Origin of the sequence: Pedobacter cryoconitis (assembly GCF_014200595.1) — a bacterium.
GTDB lineage: Bacteria > Bacteroidota > Bacteroidia > Sphingobacteriales > Sphingobacteriaceae > Pedobacter > Pedobacter cryoconitis_C.
Window position 1 is genome coordinate 25,791 of sequence record NZ_JACHCG010000004.1, and the last position, 25,477, is coordinate 51,267.

Genomic DNA, 25,477 nt, shown 5'->3' on the forward strand with positions numbered 1-25,477 from the left:
AGTATAGCTGTTTGTAAGAGTAAATTAACTTTATTTCAAAATATTACAGTGCAATTCCTGCTATTTCGCAATTAAAGCAATTTAATCAATAGTTGGCGGAGTTAATTTCTCAACTCTCGGGCCTCTTTTAAAAATTACTAATCCATTAAGGAAATTACGCAGGATCTGATCACCACAAGGTTTAAAGTTTGGATGATCTTCGCTTCTGAAGAACGATCCCAGTTCACTTTTTGTTACTTTGAAATTTACCAGTTCAAGGATTTTAATAATATCTTCATTATTCAGCTCCAGCGCTACGCGGAGTTTTTTTAAAATGTCGTTGTTGCTCATAATTACATCGCTACTTCTATCTTCACTTTCTTATTTTTTATTTTCTCATTGGCCAGAGCTGACAACACCTTATTGACCATACTGCGTTTTACAGCAACATATGAACTCTGGTCTTTAACTTCGATCAATCCGACATCGTCCTTTTCCAACCCGCCTTTTTTAAGCAGTAAGCCTACGATATCAATTTTGTTGACCTTATCTTTTTTACCCGCAGCAATGTATAAGGTTTGCCACTGACTATCTTTTGGTAATTGATAATTACCCTTTAACTTCTCAATTTCTATATCACCTTTCAGGAAAGGGTATTTATCTTCCTCAGTCATCATCAGGTAAGCAGTTCCTTTAGCATTCATACGTGCTGTACGGCCATTTCTATGCAGGAAAGCGTCTTCTGTATAAGGTAACTGATAATGGATAATATATTCCACTTCCGGAATATCCAGTCCGCGTGAAGCCAGATCTGTGGTAATTAATATCTTAATACTTCCATTTCTGAATTTCAGTAAAGCACGTTCTCTTTCATCCTGCTCCATCCCGCCATGAAAAATATCATGCGCAAGATCTTTATCAATCAGCAGGTCACTGATCCGGTCTACTGTCTCTCTGTGGTTACAAAAAAGCAAGGTAGTTTTATTTCCTATTTTACAGATCAGCTCAAATAAAGTGTCCAGTTTATCTTCTGCGGTAGTCATTACCTTTTTCAGTTTCAAATCTGGTGCAACCTTTACATCCTTCAGGAAATTGATTTCCACAGAAGACTTAAGGCCTGTAAAATCAGGAATAGCCTCCATTTGTGTTGCAGAAGTAAGCATACGTTGTTTTAAGGAACGCATGTTGCCAATAATATAGGCCATATCTTCCTGGAACCCAAATTCAAGGGCTTTATCAAACTCATCCAGTACCAAAGTGGTTATAGATGATTCATCAAAGTTTTCTTTTCTAAGGTGATAAGCGATCCTTCCTGGCGTACCAATTAATACCGCAGGAGGCTGCTCAAAGTTGTTTCTTTCTGTTTTCACAGGGTGGCCACCATAACAGCAGTTCACTTTAAAACCAGTACCCATTTGTTTAAATACCTGCTCGATTTGTAAAGCAAGCTCCCTTGAAGGAACCAATATCAACGCTTGTACCCCTTTTGTAGCTGCATCTAAATTTTTTAAAACTGGCAATAAGAAGCCAAGCGTTTTACCAGAACCTGTTGGTGCAAGTAAAACCACATCCTTTCCTTTAGCTGTAGCGGCAATTGCTGCCTGCTGCATTTCATTTAAAGAATCGATTTTTAAATTACCCAATACCTTTTCTACCATCATGCCGCAAAGATAAGGGAATTAAGCTAAGATTAGCGCAAAAGGCAATTGACTAAGAAACTGTTTAAGCTTTTCTAATATTTAAGGAACTTTTTCCTGATTTTGCTCATCCGCAGCTGCGCATTCTTTTCGAGTTTCATCAACATCGTACCTCTCTTGGTCATCCACGAGGTTACTTTATGATTCGCCTGTTGGATAGGGGAATAGATTTTTTCCTCCAGGATATCAAGATATTTAGCATTAGACCTGCTTTGTTGAAGTAAGAAGAATTCATTCATCAGTTCTGTTTTCATCTTTAATAGCTTTAAGTGAGGACTTCTGGTTAATTAATTGATTTAACGAACAGCGATAGTACTATAGTATCATCGTTGTTATCATAAATGTAATAAAAAAAATAAATAGGATACGTATCATTTATATATTAAAAACAAGGCAAAATGTCCCTTAATATTCTTTATGCCAACAAATAGCCTGATAGTTTGTTTCTATTAAATAATATAATAGTAAATACATCAGAAATCATATTTAATGGACAGACACACCTATCAAACAGGAATAATTGGAAACTGTGCCTTCTTAGCGCACATCAACAAAAACACTAATATTGATTGGTTATGCTGGCCAAGATTTGACAGTTCATTTGTTTTTGGCGGCCTGCTTGACAAAGAACAAGGCGGAGAATTCTCTATTTTACCTGAAGGAGAATATACCTCAGACCAACACTACGTTGAAAACACGAATATTTTAAGTACAACCATTACCAGTGAAGAAGGAACCTACCGGATTACAGATTTTGCCCCAAGATTTTATCAGCATGAGCGTTTTTACAAACCTTTAATGTTAATCCGTAAAATTGAACCGCTGGAAGGAAATCCAAGAATTAAAGTTGTTTGTAATCCGGTTTTCAATTATGGCGAAGGAAAACAACAAGGTGCAAGGGGGAGTAATCATATCCAGTTTACCGGATCGGAAAACGATATGCAGCTTAGTACTAACATTTCACTTTCTTATATCGAAGACGAAAAGTATTTTGCACTGAATGATACGAAATACCTGATCCTGACTTACGGACATGATTTAGACGCTCCGATTGAAAGTACAGCAGAAAGATTTTTGACCGAAACCAGAAAATACTGGCGCACCTGGATCAAACACTCTACGATAGCCGGCTTCCATCAGTCATTAGTTATCCGTTCTGCATTAGTGCTTAAAATTCATCAATACGAAGACACAGGAGCAATTATCGCAGCCAGCACAACCAGTTTACCGGAATCACCGGGAAGTACCCGTAACTGGGACTACAGGTACTGCTGGATGAGAGACACCTATTATGTGATCACCGCACTGAACCACATTGGGCATTTTGAAGAAATGGAGCGCTATTTCAACTATATCACAGACATTTCCTTCAGAGATGACAAGCGCTATCAGCCACTTTTTGGTATTGCCGGTGAACGTGTGCTCACAGAACGTATACTGACTAATCTGAAAGGGTATATGGGCAATCAGCCAGTGCGTGTAGGAAATCAAGCCTATGAACATATTCAAAATGATATTTACGGACAAGTATTGATTTCAATGCTGCCTTTATATACAGATAACAGGTTTGTTTTTAATGAGCGTAAAGATTCGGCTATCTGGCTTGATTATTTGCTGACCAAGATTGAAAGTACCATTGATGAAAAGGACGCTGGAATCTGGGAATTCAGAAACCTTGCTAATATGCACTGCTACACGAACTTATTCCAATGGGCGGGTGCAAGCGCAGCTTTAAAAATGGCGAAAACAATTGGCAACAAAGAATTTGAAGAACGCGCAAGGTTATTGATTGACCGCGCATCGGCACATATAGAGGCGTGTTATGATCCGGAAAGAAAAGTATATAACCATGCTGTAGGCAGTGCACATCTGGATGCCAGTACTTTACAACTGATCCTGATGAACTATCTTGATCCTGATTCCCAACGCGCAAAAGATCACCTGATTGCTTTGGAGCAGGAGCTTAAAGGTGCAAATGGTCTGTTTTACCGGTACCGTCATACGGACGATTTTGGTAAGCCTAAAACTACTTTCCTGATCTGTGCTTTCTGGTATGTGGAAGCACTCGCTATAGTTGGCAGATTAGACGATGCAGTCAGAGAATTTGAATTACTGATCGGTTATGGTAATCATCTTGATCTTTTCGCGGAAGATGTGGATGAAAATGACGGCAGTCAATGGGGTAATTTCCCGCAGGCTTACAGCCATGTAGGTTTGATGAATGCTGCACACCGGATTGCTATTAAACTAGATAAGCCCGCTTTCTTATAGAAAACGGGCTTGCTTAAATATATTTTGAGGGAGTTCGTTAGTTTGCTGCCAATGTTCTCAGAAACTCGCGGACTTCCACAAAATCTCTTAGATAATACCTTGCTGCGGAAATGTTACTTCCTACTTTAATCGTATAATCCTCTGGCTTCAGCGCTTTGAAAATATCTTCATCTGTATGGTCATCACCTAAGGCAATAATAAAATCAGGATGACTATCATATAACCAGGCTAAAGTAGCTTTCCCTTTATTGACTTCTATATTTTTAAACTCGATCACTTTATTACCCGGCATCATTTGCAAACCTTTATCGGCAACTGTTGCACCCAGGTGGTTAATGATCTCGTTTGCCCTGAGCTCTCCTAAGCCCTCTTCTACTTTACGGTAGTGCCAAACCAGTGAATAACTCTTCTCTTCGATGAAAGAACCAGGAGTACGGTCTGTATAAGTATCCAGTACGGTACTTATTTCCTGTTTCCAGCGGTCCGTCAGCAGAGGTAAGGACTTCCAATCTTGTTGATAGTGTTTTTGCCATGCGCCATGTTCAGCGATTAAACCCAATTTCAAGTGCCCAAACCATTGTTCCAGTGTTTCATGTCTGCGTCCGCTGACGATGACTACCTGGTTTGCCGGATCACCGGACAATTGTTCCAGTATATCATATAATTCTTTATCGGGCGAAGCCTTATCAATATCTCCGTTAAAGCCAACAAGAGTTCCGTCATAATCCAGGAATATATACCGGTCTGTAGCTTTCGCATAAGCCACCCCTATCTGTTCTCTTATTGCTTTTACCGCATGTTTAGTTAACAATGACTCTTGCATCTGTTTAACTTCATCTAACTTATCCATAAAATTCTTTACCCAAAGATGTATATCAAATTTCTTTACAATGCCCCTCATCACAGACATCCTTGTCCGCTGTTCCTCCACAGGCATATTAATCGCTTCAACAATAGCCCGCATTACATCCCCTATATTATTAGGGTTTACAATCAGGGCATCATTTAATTCTTTAGAAGCTCCGGCCATCTCACTTAATATAAGCACCCCGGTATTTTCTACCCTGCTGGCTACATATTCTTTACTAACCAGGTTCATTCCGTCCCGCATTGGGGTCACTAAACAAATATCCGCAGTGTAATATAATGCAGATAAAAATTCTACAGGGAAAGAACGGTAAAAATAATGTACAGGTACCCAGTTTAAAGTTCTGAAATGCGCATTGATATTTCCTACGAGCTGATCAATCTGATCTTTTAATTCTTTGTATTGTGCAACTGTATCTCTGGAAGGGACAACAACCATATACAATGATAACTGCTCTATATATTCAGGATGAGTTTCCAGCAGCAGTTCATAAGCCTGTAAACGCTGTAATATTCCTTTGCTATAATCCAGCCTGTCGATGGTTAAGATGATTTTACAATCCTGCATCGTCTCTTTGAGAGAAACGACATGTTCAGCTACAAGCGGATCATGGGTCAGGTTCTCAAATTTATTTGCATCAATTCCCATCGGAAAAGCCTCTACTACGATCTGCCTGTCTTTAAAGGTGATTACATTATTTGATACTTTTGCTGAGGATAAACGTGAAGCTGCACTTAGAAAATGTCTCACGTCATCAAAAGTATGGAAACCAAGCAAATCGGCCCCAAACATTCCGCCAATCAATTCTTCGCGCCATGGAATCAGGCGAAACATCTCATACGAAGGAAAAGGAATATGCTGAAAGAAACCAATAATCACATGAGGTTGTGCGTCTCTTATCAATTGAGGAAGCAATAAAAGCTGGTAATCATGTATCCAGACTGTATCCCCTTCATTCAGATGTGCAGTAACTACTGCTTTAAACTTATCATTTACACTTTGATAAAAATCCCAATAGGTTTGTTCAAAATGGGCATAGGTAACCATATAGTGAAATACGGGCCATAAAACTTCGTTGGAAAATCCTTCGTAATAAAGGTTGATTTCATCGGGAGTTAAAAATACAGGGATCAGATTGAGTTCAGCAAGCTTTTCAGTTACTTCCTGCTGCCGGTCTTCCGGAACTTCAATTCCAGGCCATCCTACCCAGACATTATCACCTTTTTTATAAACCGATCCTAAACCGGTAGCTAAACCTCCTTCACTTGGACTCAGGAGATACTCCCCATTTTCTTCTACTATTTTAACGGGTAATCGATTCGAAACTATAATTGTTTTATTCACCATGTTATAGCCTGATTAACATGATTTCTTACATATTGTTTTAATTTTTATGTATTAAAGAAATTACACAAATTAACATTTCAGCACAACACCTGTTGACAACTCTCTGATTGTTAGCAAATAAACAACAAATAATTAATGTATCTTTAACATAATCACCTTAATTTTAGGAAACCTGAATACGGGTTGTTCTTTAACACCAATAACGTATGACCTGGAAAAAATTCAACGGCGAAGTGATCCACTTGCCAATTTTAGAAGAAGTAGAAAAAGCAATCATCAGAGAAACCGAAAAAGGCTATCATCTTAAAGTATGCGTCGGTACAGATTCGCAGGTTAAAGGTGCTTACACTGATTTTGCTACTGTGATTGTTCTGCTAAGAGAACAACATGGGGGGTTCATGTACATCCATCAGGAAAAAACCACACAACAAATGAGTATTAAAGAAAGAATGCTCATTGAAGTGCAAAAATCCATAGAAACTGCTTATGCAGTCTGTGATCTTCTGGACTTATATGACGTCGATCTTGAAGTACATGCAGATATTAATACTAATCCTATGTTCAAATCCAACAAAGCATTGAACGAGGCTATGGGATATATCTTAAGCATGGGGTTTATTTTCAAAGCTAAGCCAGAGGCTTTTGCCAGCTCAACCTGTGCAGATAAGATGGTTCATTAACCAAAAGAACCTACCAGCTTTTGGTAGAAATCAAACTGCCGGTTTTATGAAGCGGTTTGGCCTGTTGCGATGCAGACAGATATGCTTTGAACTCGGCGGCAAGGGCGGCCGATTGTCTGCCCGCCTCACTCACATAAGCAGACCACTCTCCCGCATTTAACTTACCCGGGGTTTTCTCCAGTGGGATTCCTTTTACTGTTGCGGGAACAAAATTACCGTAGCGATCCCTTTGATAAGGAATAAATAAGAAGTCTGTGAGCCAGAACCTATACCGCTCCCCTTTAATTTCAAATCTGAAATTATATAATATCTCTCCACTAGGATGCGATAATACATAGGCAGTTTTATTAATTACAAATTTACCACGCTGTTCCAACGCTGTACTATCAACCGCAAAAGGATCCATCTTCTTCAGTTTAAAAAATGCTTTTGCCCTGAAAGCCAGGGAATCGGCAGTTACAGGAAGCTGAGGCACGACTTCATAATGAATATACTTCCCGATTTCATCTTTTTGTAGTTCTTTGATTTCTTTTATATCCTGAGCAAATGCACCTGAGATGATCAGCAGCAAGAATAGAAATAGAAAGGCACCAGGCCATAGGGCCTGGTACATCTCATGGTTATAGTTGAATTTAAAATGCATATACCGCAGCTAATGAAAATTGTGAAGCATTTTTTGTAGGATCAAGATTATTCTTGATAAACCTCGCTGTAGAACCATTATCAAACCTGACCTCAGGTATAAATGTTAATCCACCCGCTTTTAAGTTCGCAGTTAACGTAATCGATTTAACATTTGACCCTTCCAGATCAGGAACATCTTTCGTTTTGAAATACTCTCCTCTCAGACCTAAAGAAAAATTAGTTGTAAAAGCATTTTGCAAATAAAGCGCAGCCCCACTATATCCCCCATTATTATTTGTTACTGAATAATCAGCAGCATTTAAACCAATTTTCACCTTTTCCGTTACCTGATAAGAAGTCGTCAGATCATAAATTGATCCTGTTCCAGTAGCCCCGGATGCTCTCCCGGTTAGTAAATTCAGGTAAGCTGTCCATCCTTCAACGGGAACAACTGTCAATTGAGCTCCGAAATGTGTAACCCCATTTACATCTTTATACGCATTCCAGTCATTGAATAACCCGACCATTAAAGCAATTTTCGGAGAGAAAGTATAATTTGCTCTGATTCCTGCATTCTGAAAAGGGCCGCTCGTAAAAAGATACGAGGTAGAATAATTGAAATTACCCGTAGGGACGATCACTTCATAACCAATAAATGTGCTCATATAACCGGCAGTAAGCGCAAGTTTATTGGTTACCGCATAAGACATATACAAATTCTGTATATGAAAAGAATTGTCAGCATTCCCGACTTCACCTTCTCCGTTAGGGATTGAGCCATATTGTCCACGCGGGCCAAATGACAACTCGCCTACAAAAGAAGCTTTCCCTGTAGTTTTCTTTAAAGCCAGGTCAAGCATTCCGATAGACACTGAATTCTGATCATTTGCAAAGCTCGTCCCAATATTCGGCTTTTTAGAGAAATCATACTTGTAATAAACATCTGCCGATCCCGAGATCTGCAACGGCGATGATGTGGGCGTTTCCTGAGCGTAAGTGGCAGCGCTCATAGTAAGGGCAGAAAGCGTGAAAAAAGATTTAATCTTCATAGTTGGTTAGGTTGGTTTAGGTTGCATGGGTTGGTTATAAAGGTCAGGCCAACGGAGAGTTCTCCATTTCAAGCCCGGTTGAAGAGACAATCAGCGTACCCTGAGAATATTTCTCATTGTGCTGACTGGCATCAAGACCTTCTTCTTCTTCTTCGGAGGTTACCCGGATCGGCTGAATTACATTTATTAATTTGAAAATCAGGAAGGACACCACAAAGCTGAAGGTGGCTACAATCAGTACCCCTTTCAATTGCGTTAAAAAGAAAGCTGCATTTCCATAAAACAAACCATCTGCGCCCGCAGCATTAACAGTTTTAGTTGCGAATACCCCTGTCAGCAACATCCCTACAATACCACCTACACCATGACAAGGAAATACATCCAATGTATCATCAAGACTGGTTTTAGATTTCCACATCACTGCCAGGTTAGAAATAATAGCCGCAGCAACACCTATAAAAATACTATGTGGAATAGCCACAAATCCCGCGCCTGGAGTAATGGCAACAAGACCTACTACTGCACCAATACAAAAACCAAGTACTGATGGTTTTTTACCCATTAATACATCGAAAAACATCCAGGAAAGACCTGCTGCCCCTGCTGCAATATTTGTAGTTGCAAAAGCAGATACAGCCAGACTATTTGCACCTAATGCTGATCCCGCATTGAATCCAAACCACCCAAACCATAACAGTCCTGTACCGATTAATACATAAGGGATATTTGCAGGCGGGATTTCCTGGTGATCCTGGTGAACTTTTCTTCTTTTCAATACAAGCGCACCTGCAAGCGCAGCCATTCCGGCAGAAATATGTACAACTGTACCACCGGCAAAATCAAGCACACCCATCTTAAACAGGATACCATCAGGATGCCATGTCCAGTGCGCCAGCGGAGAATAAACAAAGATGGCGAACAGCACAATGAATAAGATATAAGAAGTAAAACGTATACGTTCAGCAACTGCTCCTACCACAAGTCCGGGAGTAATAATAGCGAACATCAGCTGAAACAAAGCAAATAAGGTTAACGGAATTGTTGGTGCAAGGCTCCATGACGGACCGGAATTCACTCCCTGAAAAAACAGAAAAGTTAATGGGTTTCCAATCAGGCCATGAATACTTTCTCCAAATGCAAGACTAAAACCTACTGTTACCCAGAGTACACTAATTATACCAGCCGAAACTATACTTTTGATCATAGTAGAAAGCACATTCTTTCTGTGTACCATTCCACCATAAAAGAAAGCGAGGCCTGGAGTCATTAGAAAAACTAACGCTGTGGCAACTAAAATCCATGCAATATCGGCTGCATTATATTTACCAGCATCAAAATCGGCATGTAACGGAACAAAAAGCGCTGCAATTGCGACAATCGCAAGAATAACGAACGGAATTACCTGTTTAAATAGAACTTTATTCATATATATTATATTTTTATTGGTTTATTAGTTGATTTATTACATTATTAACATAAAAATACTAATAAACTTCAACAATTAACAACAATAAATATAAAAGATAATAAAAACAGAACCATTTTAAGTCTAAAAATCACAAAAACAACAAAAATAAGGTCAATAAAAATGAATTATTAGAATTTACAGCTAAAATAAAGCTCAGTATTTAAGATAAATTCAAAAAATAACCTGAAAATATATGATAATTGTTTTTATTTCATTTTTTGATAAAAAACACAAACAAGGCGGCAGTTTAAATTGTTAATTTCTGTATTGCTACCTTCGCAATACAAATTATGAAAGCATTCCACCTCAAATTCTCTCAATTCTTACCAATTAGCTTACCTGAAGCATGGGATTTCTTTTCTTCCCCGATGAATCTGGCCAAAATAACGCCAAAAGAGATGGCTTTTACAGTCACTTCCCCAATTCAGGCAGATGAAAAGATGTATCCAGGAATGATTATCACTTATAAGGTGTCCCCAGTAGCGGGAATTAAGTTAAACTGGATGACAGAAATCACCCAGGTATCAGATCAAAAATACTTTATTGACGAACAGCGTTTTGGCCCCTATAAATTCTGGCACCATCAGCATCATTTCAGAGCAGTGCCCGGCGGCGTAGAAATGACGGATATATTAACCTATGGATTGCCCATGGGAATTTTCGGGAATATAGCCAATAGCGTATTTGTAGCCCGCAAATTACAGCACATCTTTAATTTCAGAAAGCAGAAAACAATTGAATTATTCGGGGATTATACCACAGCAACCGCTGGTACGTAGGCAGACCCTTGTACTATTCCCCTTTTTTCGATTTCCCTGTCAATATAAGTCTGAATAGACGATTTATTTAAGCCCCAGTTAGGTGCGATCAATAAATCCCAGTCAGAAATGCCGAACAAACGCTGAATCACAACGTCCGGTCTTAATAAAGGAATCAATTTACACAAGAGATCCGTGTATTCTTCAAGCGTAAACAATTTGAAAGGCTCTTTCTTGTATTTGGCACCCATAATAGACCCCTCTACGATATGAAGATGGTGGAACTTCACAAACTTTATTTTAGGGAACCTATTAATCTCATGAATATATTCCAGCATCATCTCTTCAGTTTCCCATGGAAAACCAAAAATCGTATGCACACAAAGATCAAGCTTACTATTATCCAGTAACTTCACAGCCTCCACAAACTCCGCATGGCTGCATCCCCTGTTGATTTGATTTAGCGTGTCATCATAAATAGACTCCATGCCCATTTCAAGATCCACATCAAAACGATCAGCATAACTTTCAAGCAAGGCTACTTTTTCCGCATCAATACAATCCGGGCGTGTTCCTACAGAAAATCCGACAACATCTTCACTATTAATAGACAAAGCCTCGTCATACATCATTTTCAGATAATGTACCGGTGCATAAGTATTCGTATTCGGCTGAAAATAAACAATGAATTTATCCGCTTTATAAAAGCCCTTACCACGTTCCATTCCCTGCTCCAGCTGCTCCCTGATTGTAGGTAACTTTCTGGAAAGCTCGGGCGTAAAAGAATCTACATTACAATAAGTACAACCACCATATCCCTTACTACCATCACGGTTAGGGCAGGTAAACCCACCATCAACAATCACTTTGAACACACGTTGTCCTTTATACTTTTCCTTAAGGTGAGTACCGTAATTATTATAACCTTTTATGCCTGAATCTAATGGAGTTCCCAAATTGCTTTTGTATTATTTTTTTTGCAAAAATACACCTTTTAATTTAAAGTTCAAGCCATAGGAAAGCAACATCTGGCGATCAGCCCCCTACAGGCATTAAACAACAAAAGCAATTACTTAATCAGTGCCGGCAAATTATCATTGCTGCCGTCCTTAGTAAATTCATTATAACTTTTCTTAATATAGATGATCATTTCATAATCAGACATCTCCATTGCTACAGCACGTGAAGGCCTGTATTTATCAATAAAACGCTGAAGAGGCTCCCCCTTTAAAGCAGTAAGCCGTGTTATCTTTGATTTAGAAAAGACCTTATCCACATAATTATTGTCCTCACCCACCAACAACCTCTTTTGCAATTTGGACATTGGAGCTTTATTCTTTCCGAATAAATTAATAACCTGCAACACATCAACACCAGCTATTGCAGCAGTGCTCATGGTATTTCTATTATGTTCAGTAAACTGTGGTGACCTTACAAATGCAGATTTTGAAATAAAGATATCCTTCACTCCCGGGCTCTTATAAGCAAAAACCGATAAAAACTCCTGTCTGTATCTCAGTGAATCAAACTCATACTTATTCTTCGCTTCAATCTGCACTTCCTGTAAAATAAAAGGGACAGCCTCCAATAAAACTACCACAGCCCCCTTACTGGCTCTCAGCGTAAAATAAGAAGTCACATAATTGGCACGGCTCACCTTCACCACTTCGCCCTCATTTATATCAGACAGCCCAAACTCACCCTTCTGATTACTAAAAACAATCCCGTAGCTCGTTGTTATGGTTGCATTCTCAATCGGTGCCCGTGTATCCTTATCGAATACAGTACCCAGTATCCGCTGTGCAAAAAGCTGACAGGAAAAAGAAAAAACTAAAGCCAAAGTAAATATATATTTCATGCCCGCTGATTTAGGAATCCGTGAATAATTTGATGTTATAAATTTAAACAACTTCTCATTATTATTCCATACAAAACAGCACTTAACACCAAAAAACTTAATACAAGATGACATTAAAACCGCATACAGAACAATCATACACCAGTAATCCGATATAGCCGCCCAATTGAGTTATCCAGCCGGCTATCCAAGAACAATCCTAACAAGTAATCAAACACAATCCAACCAGGCAATCCAGTTTAACTATCCAACCAGCAATCCTAATAAATAATCAAACACAATCCAACCAGGCAATCCAGTTTAGCTATCCAACCAGCAATCCTAATAAATAATCAAACACAATCCAACCAGGCAATCCAGTTTAACTATCCAACCAGCAATCCTAATAAGTAATCAAACACAATCTAACCAGCAATCCTAATAAGTAATCAAACGCAATCCAGTTTAGCCATCCAACCAGCAATCCTATAAAAATCTGTGAGCCCGTAACCATTTTATCTCTTTTCGCTTCCAAGAGTCTCCTATAACATGGTGAAAAATAAAAAAAACCGGCTATATCATGTGCGGACATTGCATTCAGGCCCTCTTCGGGCCGCCAAATGCTGACGAACATGATATAGCCGGTTTTTATTATTTCCCTTTACGATTCCTTCGGCTTCGAGAAGAAATAAACTGGTATACCTGCGAGCATGATCAACACCCCCCAGCCACACGTACTAAACTTAGTAATCAACAGCGCCACGCAAATTGCCACAGCCACCACCATATACAAAGCCGGCAATACCGGATACCCGAACGCCCTATACGGACGCACCAAATCAGGCCGTTTCCTTCTTAAAATAAATATTCCATAAATAGTCAGGATATAAAAAATCATCACAATGATCACTACATAATCCAGCAAATCCCCATACTTACCCGTTAAACAAAGAAAAGAAGCCCAAATACACTGGAACCACAAAGCCCAGCCCGGCACACTCGACTTATTCAGCAAAGCCGCCTTCTTAAAAAACAACCCATCCTTCGCCATCGTATAATAAACCCTTGCACCCGCCATGATCAGCCCATTATTACAAGCAAAAGTCGAAATCATGATCATTACAGCAATAGTAATCGTGCCCACATCCCCAAAAATATATTGTGCCGCCGCTACCGCTACACGATCAGACTTTGCAAAAGCAATCTCATTCAAAGGCATCACAGAAATGTACATCAGATTCGCTGAAATATAAATCACGCTGACAATGAAAGTCCCGAAAAACAAACTCAGACCAACATTACGCTCAGGCTTTTTAATCTCACCAGCAATAAAAGTAACCCCGACCCACGCATCACTCGAAAAAAGAGAACCCACCATCGCCGCTGCAATACCAGAAAGCAAAGCAGTACCACCAATAGACACCCACGAACCATTTTGCGCATCAAAGGCCCTTGTATTCCACGCATCAGCCCAATTTGCATTCCACACCTGCGTATTTGCTGCAATTAAAAAACCACCAGCAATCAGACCCAAAAGTGAAAAAATCTTAATAATGGTCAGAAAAGTCTGTAGAATCTTACTATCCTTCACCCCCCTGCTATTGATATAAGTCAGTAAGATAATAGTAACAATAGAAACCAATTGTGCAGCATTCAAATGAAAAGACCCGATACTATATAAAACATTAGTATCACTCAAAGGCTCATACAAATAAGCAGCAAACTTCGAAAAAGCCACCCCTACCGCAGCAATTGTTCCCGTTTGGATTACTGCAAAAAAGCTCCACCCATACAAAAACGCGATCAGCTTATTATACGCCTCCTTCAAGTAAACATACTGGCCGCCCGCTTTTGGGAACATCGCACTCAGCTCCCCATAACTCACCGCTGCGACTACCGTTACCAATCCCGTTAATACCCAGATCAGAATGAGCCAGCCCGCCGACCCCACTTGCCTCGCAATATCAGCACTTACAATAAATATCCCCGATCCGATCATGGAGCCTACAACAAGCATAGTCCCATCTAAAAGACCAAGCTCTCTCTTAAAAGAGCCATCCTCAATTTCTTTATTCATTAGTTGGTTTGGTTGGTTGATTGATTTTAAATCCCTAAGGATGCGCTAATATATTTAAATTCTTAAAATAAAAACATCAGGTCACAACTATAGCTGTAAATCTTTCAACCACAGCCAATTAATTTGGGAATGTCAGAAACTCTCTTTAATTTGTATAACGGCCAAACATGCCATCTGCCCTATGAAACCAAATTTAAACAACATATGATTTTTCTACAACAGAACTTAATTTACTTCATCCCCCTTTTTGGCCTCGTTGGGATACTAGTTATGGCCTTCCAAAGTGCCTGGGTGACCCGGCAGGAAGCAGGAGACAAAAACATGTCTGAACTCGCAGGTTATATAGCAGACGGTGCTATGGCCTTTTTGAAAGCAGAATGGAAAGTACTCAGTTATTTTGTGATCATCGCCGGTATTTTACTCGCCTGGTCAGGGACACTTACCGGCACTGCTGCCAGCCCAATTCACTCCAGTCCCATTATAGCTGTAGCCTTTCTCATTGGCGCAGTATTTTCGGCCTTCGCAGGCTATTTAGGAATGCGCATCGCAACAAAGGCCAATGTCAGAACCACACAGGCAGCCAGAACAAGCTTGGCGCAAGCACTAAAAGTTTCCTTCAGAGGAGGGACAGTTATGGGATTTGGTGTTGCAGGCCTGGCCATTCTCGGCCTCGGCACCCTGTTCATCATTCTTTACCACACCTTTGTACATCCCGGATCTCCGGAATCTTCAGCAGAATTAAAAAAGACTATTGAAGTACTTGCAGGTTTCTCCCTGGGTGCAGAAAGTATTGCCCTTTTTGCCAGAGTTGGCGGAGGGATTTATACCAAAGCAGCAGACGTTGGAGCCGATCTGGTAGGAAAAGTAGAAGCAGGAATCCCCGAAGATGACGTACGTAACCCCGCAACCATTGCAGATAACGTAGGAGATAACGTGGGTGACGTAGCCGGTATGGGCGCAGATTTATTCGGCTCTTACGTAGCTACAATCTTAGCTACCATGGTATTAGGACAGGAAATCGTTTCTGAAGACCTGTTCGGAGGTATGGCCCCAGTACTTTTACCTATGCTGATTGCAGGACTAGGATTAATCTTTTCAATCGTAGCCTCCCTGTTTGTTAAAATCAAGAAAGAAACAGATAGCGTACAAAGCGCGTTAAACATCGGGAACTGGCTATCTATCATATTAACCGCAATCGCCTCTTACTTTGCCGTTCGCTGGTTGTTGCCTCCGGTGATGTCAATCCGCGGATTTGAATTCACTCAGATGTCCGTTTATTACGCGATACTAATCGGCTTAGCGGTTGGTACACTCATGAGCCTGATTACAGAATACTATACTGCAATGGGTAACCGTCCCGTAAACTCAATTATTCAGCAATCCTCTACAGGTCATGCGACCAATATCATTGGCGGACTTTCTGTAGGTATGGAATCCACAGTATTACCTATCCTGGTACTCGCTGCCGGAATATATACCTCTTATTCCTTTGCAGGCTTCTATGGCGTCGCTATTGCCGCAGCCGGGATGATGGCCACTACAGCTATGCAGCTCGCTATTGATGCTTTTGGGCCAATTGCTGATAACGCAGGAGGAATAGCAGAAATGAGCGGATTACCAAAAGAAGTCAGAGAACGTACAGACATGCTTGACGCCGTAGGGAATACCACCGCAGCTACCGGAAAAGGATTTGCAATTGCCTCAGCAGCATTAACTTCTCTTGCATTGTTTGCTGCCTTCGCAGGAATTTCAGGCATCACTTCTATTGACATCTATAAAGCAAATGTATTAGCAGGCCTGTTCGTAGGCGGCATGATTCCTTTCATCTTCTCGTCACTTTGTATTGCCGCAGTAGGCCGGGCAGCGATGGCCATGGTACAAGAAGTGAGAAGACAGTTTAAAGAAATTCCGGGGATTATGGAATATAAAGCTAAACCGGAATATGAAAAATGCGTTGCCATTTCTACCGAAGCCTCTATTCGTGAAATGATGCTTCCCGGAGCCATTGCCTTAATCGTACCCGTTATTGTTGGTTTTACTTTTGGCCCCGAAGTACTCGGAGGCCTGCTTGCCGGTGTAACCGTTTCGGGCGTTTTGATGGGGATTTTCCAATCCAATGCCGGCGGTGCATGGGATAACGCGAAGAAATCCTTTGAAAAAGGAGTGATGATCGAAGGCAAAATGGAATATAAAGGATCAGATCCGCATAAAGCATCTGTAACCGGCGATACCGTAGGAGATCCATTCAAAGATACTTCAGGTCCATCCATGAATATCCTGATCAAACTCATGTCTATCGTTTCACTGATCATAGCCCCGCATATTGCCGTAGGGATCAGTAACCCCGGTACAACAGAGATCAGAAAAGAAATACAAATCAGTAAATCGACTGACTCCAAAGGAAAAATCAAGATCGATACCGTTAAAAATGTGACAGATACCCTGATTCATCCCTAGTCCATCCATATATTGTTCTGAATAAAAGGGATTTTCAAAATAAATCCCTTTTATTTTTAAATATATTTTAATTAGGTTTGGTCTTGAACTAACCCATAAAAAAACAAACAACCAAACTTACTATGTTATTTAAAAAATCTATCCCACAACTATTGGCTGAAGCGAATGAGAGTGGCGAGGGCACTTTAAAGCGTACCCTAACCAGTTTCAACCTGGTAGCCTTAGGTGTCGGTGCTATTATTGGTGCAGGATTATTCTCCCTTACAGGTATCGCATCGGCAGATAATGCCGGACCTGCGGTAATCCTATCCTTCATCATTGCCGCAATTGGTTGTGGATTTGCAGGTCTTTGTTATGCAGAATTTGCTTCGATGATCCCAGTTGCAGGTAGTGCCTATACGTACTCTTATGCCACTATGGGAGAATTTATGGCCTGGATTATCGGATGGGATTTAGTTCTTGAATATGCATTAGGTTCAGCTACAGTCGCCTCCAGCTGGTCGCAATACTTCTCTCAATTCCTGCTGGAATTTGGCATTCATTTCCCCACGAGCCTGTTACACGGACCATGGGAAGGTGGAATTGTCAACCTGCCAGCAATTATAATTGTTTGTTTATTATCCTTACTGCTGATGAGGGGTACCAAAGATTCTTCCTCTGTCAATAATGTATTGGTTATTGTAAAAGTTTCTGTAGTCCTGATCTTTATTGTTTTAGGATGGAGCTTTATCAACCCAGCCAATCACCACCCGTTTATCCCGGTTAACCCAGGTGAAGAAGCTGTTAAAGCAGGCACTAAAGGTTTCTTTGAATTCTTTGCCAGTGATGACTTCGGGCACTTCGGTATAAGTGGAATTTTGCGTGGTGCAGGTGTTGTGTTCTTTGCTTTTATCGGTTTTGATGCCGTAAGTACAGCAGCCCAGGAAGCTAAAAACCCACAAAAAGGAATGCCAATTGGTATTATCGGTTCATTGATTGTATGTACCTTATTATATGTACTGTTCTCTTATGTGATGACAGGACTGGAAAACTACACCAAATTTGCAGGTGATGCCAAACCAGTTGCTACGGCCTTCGCGCAAACAGGTTACACCTTCTTAAACCGCTTTTTAATGATTGCGATTCTTGCTGGTTACACCTCGGTAATCCTGGTACTGCTCTTAGGACAAAGCCGTGTGTTCTACAGTATGAGTAAAGATGGGTTATTGCCTAAAGTATTCTCAGACCTTCACCCTAAAAATCAGACTCCGTGGAAAACCAACCTGGCATTCATGATCTTCGTTAGTATTTTTGCAGGCTTTGTGCCGGTTTCAGACTTAGGTCACATGGTGAGTATCGGTACTTTATTTGCTTTCTCATTAGTTTGTATCGGCGTATTGATCTTAAGAAAAACAGATCCTGAACTGGACAGACCTTTCCGTACTCCATGGGTTCCATTTGTTCCTGTTATGGGTATTATTGTTTGTGTACTCATGATGGCTTCGCTACCAATTGTAAGCTGGGAACGTTTAGCAATCTGGATGGCCTTAGGTGTAATCATTTACATGGCCTATAGTAAAAAACACAGTAAAATCAGAAATGCGTACAAAGGATAAATATTTTATGTAGGTGACAGACACAAGGTTAATCCTTGATTGCTCCATATATTATATTGAATAAAAGGGATTTTCAACGAGAATCCCTTTTATTTTTAAATATATTTTAATTAGGTTTGAAATTGAATTAACCCTATCCTAAAAACAAAAAAACTTAAAACTATCCTTTAACTTATGTTATTTAAAAAATCTATCCCACAACTATTAGCTGAGGCAAATGAAAGTGGTGAGGGTACGCTAAAACGTTCTTTAACCAGTTTCAACTTAGTTGCCTTAGGCGTTGGTGCTATTATTGGTGCAGGATTATTCTCCCTTACAGGTATCGCAGCAGCAGATAATGCTGGCCCTGCGGTAATACTATCCTTCATCATCGCCGCAGTTGGTTGTGGATTTGCAGGTCTTTGCTATGCAGAATTTGCTTCGATGATTCCTGTTGCCGGCAGTGCTTATACTTATTCCTATGCCACTATGGGAGAATTTATGGCCTGGATCATAGGATGGGATTTAGTCCTTGAATATGCATTAAGCGCGGCTACCGTTGCTTCCAGCTGGTCACAGTATTTCTCTCAGTTCCTGTTAGAATTCGGTATCCATTTCCCTCAAAACCTGTTACATGGCCCATGGGAAGGTGGAATTGTCAATGTACCGGCAATTGTTATTGTTTGCTTGTTATCTCTGTTATTGATGAGAGGTACCAAAGACTCTTCCTCTGTCAATAACGTTTTGGTTATTGTAAAAGTAGCCGTAGTATTAATCTTTATTATTTTAGGATGGAGCTTTATCAATCCAGCCAATCACCATCCGTTTATCCCGGTTAACCCAGGTGAAGACGCTGTAAAAGCAGGTACAAGAGGATTCATGGAATTCTTTTCGAGTGATGACTTCGGACACTTTGGTATTAGCGGTGTATTGCGTGGTGCAGGCGTTGTGTTTTTTGCCTTTATCGGTTTTGATGCCGTAAGTACAGCAGCACAGGAGGCTAAAAATCCACAAAAAGGAATGCCAATTGGTATTATCGGTTCATTGATCGTTTGTACTTTATTATATGTATTGTTCTCTTACGTGATGACAGGACTGGAAAACTACACCAAATTTGCAGGTGATGCCAAACCAGTTGCTACGGCTTTCGCGCAAACAGGATATACCTTCTTAAACCGCTTTTTAATGATTGCCATTCTTGCTGGTTATACCTCAGTAATCCTGGTGATGTTATTAGGCCAGAGCCGTGTATTCTATAGTATGAGTAAAGATGGGTTATTGCCTAAAATATTCTCAGACCTTCACCCTAAAAACCAGACTCCATGGAAAACTAACCTTGTGTTTATGGTTTTCGTAAGTATCTTCACAGGCTTTGTGCCGGTCTCAGACTTAGGTCACATGGTGAGTATCGGTACTTTATTTGCCTTCTCACTGGTTTGTATTGGCGTATTGATTTTAAGAAAAACCAATCCTGAACTGGAAAGACCATTCCGTACCCCATGGGTTCCTTTGATCCCTATCTTGGGTATCGTGGTTTGTGTACTGATGATGGCTTCTCTGCCTATCGTAAGCTGGGAACGTTTAGCGATCTGGATGGCTCTAGGTGTAGTTATTTATTACGCTTACAGTAAGAAACATAGTAAGATCAGAAATGAATATAATGAGAGCTTGCCAAAATAAGCACTCTGTAAAATGAATAAAATAAAAAAGCCACTTATAAGTGGCTTTTTTATTTTATTCATTTTACATTTACACAAAAAACACCATGAAATTCAATCTAAGTCAAATACTCTCAACCTCAATGGTTTTGTTTGCGATCATTGATATCTTAGGTGCTATTCCCGTGGTGATTCAGCTTCGCAGGAAGGCAGGTCATATTGAGTCAGAAAAAGCGACAATTGTGGCCACTTCACTGATGATTATTTTCCTTTTTGCAGGAGAAACTATGTTAAAAATCATCGGGCTGGATGTACAATCTTTTGCTATTGCCGGTTCCCTGGTAATCTTTTGTATCGCTATGGAAATGGTGTTAGGGCTTACCTTGTTTCACGAAGATGCTCCCGAGACAGTTTCCATCGTTCCTTTAGCCTTTCCGCTGATTGCAGGCGCAGGAACAATGACTACCCTGCTTTCGCTTAAAACCCAATATGATACTCAAAATATAATTATAGGTATCCTGATCAATATGACATTCGTCTATTTTGTATTAAAGAATACCGAACGTCTGGAAAAACTATTTGGGAAATCAGGCTTAAACGTATTAAGAAAGGCATTTGGCGTGATCTTGCTCGCTATTGCAATTAAGCTATTCAGAAGTAATACAGGATTATAATCTCCCTCTAATAAGAAAAAAGGGTTTGTCTGAAAATCTCAGACAGACCCTTTTTTATCATATAAACTGAAAGCTCTTAATCTTTTTTAATCAGCCTTGCGATAAACATCGTATCGGCCTTATCATTGTAACCTGTAATGCTCTGCATACTTTCCAGTGTCAATGGTAAATTAGCAAGCAGGTAATCAATCACCTCTTCATTCTCCTTCTTAAATACCGAACAGGTGATGTAAAGTAATGGTTTACCCGTTTTAAGATATTTTACAACCCGTTCTGCAATGCTCTTCTGAAGCTTCGAGAAGTAATCTATTTTATGTGCATCAAAATGAACAAGCATTTCCGGCGTGCGTCCCCAGGTTCCTGATCCCGTACAAGGTGCATCCAGGATGATCCCATCAAACACATAATCATGCAAGTCCTGATCATTATTCTGCAACAGATCCAGTACTTTTTTATGATACTTCTTAATCCCGGCAGCTTCAAAGCGTTCATCCAGGTTATGCAGACTGTTCTCCCTGACATCACTCACCAACAACTCTATTTTAGGCTGCATATCGTGCAGCAGGAGAGACTTTCCACCAGAAGCGGCACAACAATCCCACCAATAGTCATAAGGCTGCGGAGCGAAGAATTCACCCGTTTTCTGAGAGGATAAATCCTGAACCTGGTAATACTGATCTTCAGGTAACAGTTTCTCCAGCTTCGTTCCGTTGGGTAAAGCCAGTGTTTTTTCACTGATTTCCTTCACAGCTACTTCTGCCGCAACCAGTAAATCGAAGATTTTTTTATGATGTACCGCCTTAATCCTCAGAAACAAATCTGGCTGAATGAAAAATGACTGTAAGAAATCTGTAGTATCAATTCCTTCAGACAATTCAGCCGTAAAAGAAAACACCTCCGTTAACTTAAATTTCGGAAAAGTATCTTCAACAAGTTTTAACTTCGCCTGTATCGGTAATAACAATTGCTCTTTAAACTGAGGCAGGTAATGATTGATCATCAGACTCTCCGTTTGATTACACAGGAAATCTGCGATGGCAAGGCGTAATAACTGCTTTTCTTTTTTCAGTGCCTGTCCCAAACGGAAATAGCTATACAGATAGCGGGTTACCCAGCGTCTGTCTGACGAGCCCATTTGCTTGTGCTGTTTAAAATAAGTAAACAGGAACCTGTGCAAAGGTAAAACCCCATCATATTGCTTGAAGACATCCTCAAAGGAACGGATCTGATATTCTAATTTCATTCGGTATTTATTGTTTCAGCAGTAGATTAAACCTTATTCTATCGGGTTTAATGCAAAGTTTTTATATTCCAATAAGAACAAACTGGTATTGATATAACCCAGTTTATCATCTTTGATAAAGCGGAAAGAGTTTTCTAATCCGTCATAATGCTCCTGCGTCAGATGCTTCAGATAACCAGCACCATGCTCAGCGAACAATTTCCCGAAGAAAAACCCAACATCAAATCCTTTAAAAGAGTATTCCGCAGGCTCAAACTTGTTAAGCTGACGGTATTTTCTTACAAAATTAATGACATCCCGGCTCTTATAATCTACAAAATAAGAAGTGGTAATTTTGGTACGCAGCAACTGTAATTTCTCTATATTATAATTTTGCTTGCCCCAGTTCGGATGGCCAAACAATTCAATATTGCTGCCCGCAGTTTTCATCTTTGCCAGCTTATCTATGCTGCCTACTACAAAGGCCCTGTCAGCCGAAGAAATCAGCACCGCATATTGTTTACCGGGAACCATTTTCGTTTCCATGGCAAATACAGAAGCATACTCCTGAAAAATATAACGTGAACCTCTGCCCTTCTGGAAATAATCACGCAATGGATTGCCTAATACTTCATCTGCGGATTTCTTTGGATTGATCAGCACAACTATTGCTTTTCCCGGATCATACTCTCTTCTGATATAATCACCAATTTTATCTGCATGCAGATCAATATTATTGACAATAGAGATCAGGTTTGGATTATTGAATTCATCAGGATGTGTAGCCGCCAGAGGCGAAACCACAGGAATATTATTGGCAATAGAATAATTGGTAATAAACTTAACCCCATCAGGAAATACAGGGCCGATAATTAAGTTTGTACCTGCCAGCTGACCCGACTTCAGTAAAGAAGTAATCTGAACATTATTATCACGCGTGTCCAGCACCTTTACCTTAAAGTTCATACCGGCAGCGGCAGCAGAGTCGATCCCCATTTTAAAGCCCTGATAAAAATCAATGGCCATCGCAGACTTTTCCATTTCAGCTTTATTACCAGCTTTAATTCTGGCACTGTTCAGGTTAAGCGGGATCAGCAAAGAAATATTGGCCTCAGTGAATTTCTTCTCTGAGGCTGCATCCTTTTTGTCTTCTTTATTTCCGATTTCTTTTTTAGGTGACTTATTTGTCCTGGTCTTTGGCGAACAGGCCGCCAGGCAGAAACAAATAAATAGCAGACACCAGAATCTATTCCCACTCAATCGTTGCAGGTGGTTTTGAACTAATATCATATACGACCCTATTAATACCTTTGACTTTATTGATGATTTCATTAGAAATTTTCGCAAGAACCGGGTAAGGCAAATGACACCAGTCGGCAGTCATCCCATCCACAGATTCCACAGCACGAAGACAGATTACGTTTTCGTAAGTACGTTCATCGCCCATTACACCTACCGATTGAACCGGAAGGAATATAGCTCCTGCCTGCCAAACCTGGTCGTATAAACCTGCCTCTTTAAGATTATTAATATAGATAGCGTCAGCTTCCTGAAGGATAGCTACTTTTTCTTCGGTCACATCACCCAGAATACGAATCGCTAAACCTGGTCCCGGGAAAGGGTGACGGCCTAAGATAAATGCTTCTAAACCTAATGACTTACCTACTCTTCTTACTTCATCTTTAAATAAAGTATTCAAAGGTTCCACGACTTTAAGTTTCATGAAATCTGGTAAACCACCAACGTTATGGTGAGATTTAATAGTTGCTGAAGGGCCTTTTACAGAAATTGACTCAATGACATCAGGATAGATTGTACCCTGTGCAAGCCATTTTACATCCTGTACTTCATGCGCTGCATCATCAAATACTTCGATGAATACACGGCCTATAGCTTTACGTTTCAGCTCAGGATCTTTAATACCAGCAAGCTGACTTAAAAAACGGTCCTTTGCATCAACACCTTTAATATTTAAACCTAAATGTTTGTATTGTTCCAGAACCGCAGCATACTCATCTTTACGTAATAAGCCGTTGTCTACAAAAATACAGTGGAGGTTAGTTCCGATAGCTTTGTGTAAAAGAATTGCTGCAACACTTGAATCCACACCACCAGAAAGACCTAAAACAACTTTATCGTCGCCTAATTTCTCTTTCAAAGCAGCAATGGTAGTTTCAACAAAAGCATCCGCAGTCCAGTTCTGGCTGCAACCACAAATATCTACCAGGAAGTTTTCCAGTAATTGTTTTCCATCCGTGCTGTGTGTTACTTCAGGGTGGAACTGAATGGCATAAGTATCCGAGTTTTTTACATGGAAACCGGCAACTTTTACACTGTCAGTACTTGCTATGATCTCAAAATTTTCAGGAACCACAGTAATGGTATCACCATGTGACATCCAGACCTGAGAATTTAAATCTATATTTTTTAATAATTTACTGGTTGACTGAACGAAATTCAGATTTGCTCTTCCATATTCACGTGTTGAAGAAGGCTGAACTTCACCGCCTGAATGCTGTGCAAGATATTGTGCACCGTAACAAACAGCCAGCACCGGAAATTTCTGATGAAAGCGTGTTAAATCAATTTGAGGTGCATCTTCCTGACGCACAGAGTATGGGCTACCTGAAAAGATAATACCTTTAACATCTGATAAGGTTTCCGGAATATTATTAAATGGATGTATTTCGCAATAAACATTTAGCTCACGCACCCTGCGGGCTATCAATTGTGTGAATTGAGATCCAAAATCGATAATGATGATTTTTTCTAGCATGGCCAAAGTTAGTATTTATTCACTTCAACACCGAATCTTTTTAAGAAATCCACACCCTCATCGCTCGGCAGCCCTTTGTAAGCTGCATAAGAGTCTTTAAAATAAACAACTTTTATCCCTGACGAAAGGATTAATCGTGCACACGCAATACAAGGAGAAAGCGTCGTATATAATGTTGATCCTTCAATCTTTGACCCATTTCTGGAGGCATATAAAATCGCGTTTTCTTCTGCATGCAAGGCTAGCGAACAACTCCCTCTGGAATCTTTTTCACAGCCTGTATCCGGCCATTCCTCATCACAATTATGTGTACCCGATGGCGGCCCGTTATACCCGATAGAAATGATCCGGGTATCTTTTGTCAATACAGCACCTACCTGTGCCCTTACACAATGAGATCTGGCGGCAAGATCTACCGCCAGATTCATATAAATATCATTAAAACCAGGTTTAACTGTCAT

General features: G+C 40.1%; 21 protein-coding genes. 7 read left to right on the forward strand and 14 right to left on the reverse strand.

The genetic code is table 11. The features are described 5' to 3' along the window. Positions 1–81: 81 nt before the first annotated feature. The 3 genes from HDE70_RS19810 to HDE70_RS19820 form a co-directional block, all read right to left on the reverse strand. On the reverse strand, positions 82–330 hold the full coding sequence (locus HDE70_RS19810) for a DUF1456 family protein (RefSeq protein ID WP_068403022.1): 249 nt from the start codon (positions 328–330) through the stop codon (positions 82–84). Between the two features lie 2 nt (positions 331–332). Beyond that, positions 333–1,640 carry a DEAD/DEAH box helicase gene (locus tag HDE70_RS19815; protein ID WP_183865743.1) on the reverse strand — a complete coding sequence of 436 codons (1,308 nt, stop codon included), beginning with the start codon at positions 1,638–1,640 and terminating at the stop codon, positions 333–335. A 71-nt stretch (positions 1,641–1,711) separates the two neighbouring features. Then, a complete protein-coding gene (locus HDE70_RS19820; protein WP_111636021.1) occupies positions 1,712–1,930 on the reverse strand; it encodes a hypothetical protein in 219 nt (72 codons plus the stop codon). Positions 1,931–2,165: 235 nt separating this feature from the next. On the opposite strand from HDE70_RS19820, the gene HDE70_RS19825 reads away from it, so the two are divergent. After that, on the forward strand, positions 2,166–3,947 hold the full coding sequence (locus tag HDE70_RS19825; RefSeq protein ID WP_183891661.1) for a glycoside hydrolase family 15 protein: 1,782 nt from the start codon (positions 2,166–2,168) through the stop codon (positions 3,945–3,947). 37 nt (positions 3,948–3,984) lie between these two features. On the opposite strand, the gene HDE70_RS19830 is transcribed toward HDE70_RS19825, so the two are convergent. Then, positions 3,985–6,162 (reverse strand): bifunctional alpha,alpha-trehalose-phosphate synthase (UDP-forming)/trehalose-phosphatase, encoded by a 2,178-nt coding sequence (locus HDE70_RS19830; protein WP_183891662.1) that lies wholly within the window; start codon positions 6,160–6,162, stop codon positions 3,985–3,987. Positions 6,163–6,368: 206 nt separating this feature from the next. Here HDE70_RS19830 and HDE70_RS19835 point away from each other — a divergent pair, with 206 nt between their 5' ends. Then, positions 6,369–6,842, forward strand: coding sequence for a ribonuclease H-like YkuK family protein (locus tag HDE70_RS19835; protein ID WP_068403032.1), 474 nt, complete (start codon positions 6,369–6,371; stop codon positions 6,840–6,842). 10 nt (positions 6,843–6,852) lie between these two features. On the opposite strand, the gene HDE70_RS19840 is transcribed toward HDE70_RS19835, so the two are convergent. Genes HDE70_RS19840 through HDE70_RS19850 form a run of 3 tightly spaced genes read right to left on the reverse strand, consistent with a single transcriptional unit; the run spans position 6,853 to position 9,941 of the window. Further along, positions 6,853–7,485: a hypothetical protein gene (locus HDE70_RS19840; RefSeq protein ID WP_183891663.1), complete on the reverse strand. Its 633-nt coding sequence runs from the start codon at positions 7,483–7,485 to the stop codon at positions 6,853–6,855. Next, positions 7,475–8,515, reverse strand: coding sequence for a porin (locus HDE70_RS19845; RefSeq protein ID WP_183865747.1), 1,041 nt, complete (start codon positions 8,513–8,515; stop codon positions 7,475–7,477). Before HDE70_RS19845 ends, HDE70_RS19840 begins: the two co-directional genes overlap by 11 nt. A 43-nt stretch (positions 8,516–8,558) precedes the next feature. Beyond that, a complete protein-coding gene (locus HDE70_RS19850) occupies positions 8,559–9,941 on the reverse strand; it encodes an ammonium transporter (RefSeq protein WP_183865748.1) in 1,383 nt (460 codons plus the stop codon). A 332-nt stretch (positions 9,942–10,273) separates the two neighbouring features. On the opposite strand from HDE70_RS19850, the gene HDE70_RS19855 reads away from it, so the two are divergent. Then, positions 10,274–10,762 carry an SRPBCC family protein gene (locus HDE70_RS19855; RefSeq protein ID WP_183865749.1) on the forward strand — a complete coding sequence of 163 codons (489 nt, stop codon included), beginning with the start codon at positions 10,274–10,276 and terminating at the stop codon, positions 10,760–10,762. On the opposite strand, the gene HDE70_RS19860 is transcribed toward HDE70_RS19855, so the two are convergent. The 3 genes from HDE70_RS19860 to HDE70_RS19870 form a co-directional block, all read right to left on the reverse strand. After that, positions 10,735–11,697: a TIGR01212 family radical SAM protein gene (locus HDE70_RS19860; RefSeq protein ID WP_183865750.1), complete on the reverse strand. Its 963-nt coding sequence runs from the start codon at positions 11,695–11,697 to the stop codon at positions 10,735–10,737. The two genes, HDE70_RS19855 and HDE70_RS19860, sit on opposite strands and share 28 nt — an antisense overlap. 113 nt (positions 11,698–11,810) lie before the next feature. Further along, a complete protein-coding gene (locus tag HDE70_RS19865; protein WP_183891664.1) occupies positions 11,811–12,599 on the reverse strand; it encodes a hypothetical protein in 789 nt (262 codons plus the stop codon). A 640-nt stretch (positions 12,600–13,239) separates the two neighbouring features. Continuing rightward, positions 13,240–14,655, reverse strand: a complete 1,416-nt coding sequence (locus tag HDE70_RS19870) for an APC family permease (protein ID WP_183891665.1) — start codon at positions 14,653–14,655, stop codon at positions 13,240–13,242. 204 nt (positions 14,656–14,859) lie between these two features. On the opposite strand from HDE70_RS19870, the gene HDE70_RS19875 reads away from it, so the two are divergent. The 4 genes from HDE70_RS19875 (at position 14,860) to HDE70_RS19890 (ending at position 21,018) form a co-directional block, all read left to right on the forward strand. Beyond that, positions 14,860–17,112: a sodium-translocating pyrophosphatase gene (locus HDE70_RS19875; RefSeq protein ID WP_183865753.1), complete on the forward strand. Its 2,253-nt coding sequence runs from the start codon at positions 14,860–14,862 to the stop codon at positions 17,110–17,112. Between the two features lie 122 nt (positions 17,113–17,234). Further along, positions 17,235–18,707 (forward strand): amino acid permease, encoded by a 1,473-nt coding sequence (locus HDE70_RS19880; protein WP_183865754.1) that lies wholly within the window; start codon positions 17,235–17,237, stop codon positions 18,705–18,707. Positions 18,708–18,881: 174 nt separating this feature from the next. Further along, a complete protein-coding gene (locus tag HDE70_RS19885) occupies positions 18,882–20,366 on the forward strand; it encodes an amino acid permease (protein WP_183865755.1) in 1,485 nt (494 codons plus the stop codon). 85 nt (positions 20,367–20,451) lie between these two features. Continuing rightward, the gene (locus tag HDE70_RS19890; protein ID WP_111636035.1) at positions 20,452–21,018 is read left to right on the forward strand and encodes a MarC family protein; all 567 of its coding nucleotides are present in this window, start codon (positions 20,452–20,454) and stop codon (positions 21,016–21,018) included. Between the two features lie 76 nt (positions 21,019–21,094). On the opposite strand, the gene HDE70_RS19895 is transcribed toward HDE70_RS19890, so the two are convergent. Genes HDE70_RS19895 through HDE70_RS19910 form a run of 4 tightly spaced genes read right to left on the reverse strand, consistent with a single transcriptional unit; the run spans position 21,095 to position 25,477 of the window. After that, a complete protein-coding gene (locus HDE70_RS19895) occupies positions 21,095–22,261 on the reverse strand; it encodes an RsmB/NOP family class I SAM-dependent RNA methyltransferase (RefSeq protein ID WP_183891666.1) in 1,167 nt (388 codons plus the stop codon). 33 nt (positions 22,262–22,294) lie between these two features. Beyond that, a complete protein-coding gene (locus HDE70_RS19900) occupies positions 22,295–23,530 on the reverse strand; it encodes an ABC transporter substrate-binding protein (protein ID WP_183891667.1) in 1,236 nt (411 codons plus the stop codon). Continuing rightward, positions 23,487–25,016: a glutamine-hydrolyzing GMP synthase gene (guaA, locus tag HDE70_RS19905; protein WP_183891668.1), complete on the reverse strand. Its 1,530-nt coding sequence runs from the start codon at positions 25,014–25,016 to the stop codon at positions 23,487–23,489. The genes HDE70_RS19900 and guaA overlap by 44 nt, the downstream gene beginning before the upstream one ends. An 8-nt stretch (positions 25,017–25,024) precedes the next feature. Then, entirely contained in the window at positions 25,025–25,477 is a 453-nt protein-coding gene (locus HDE70_RS19910) for a deoxycytidylate deaminase (protein WP_260161479.1), read from the reverse strand.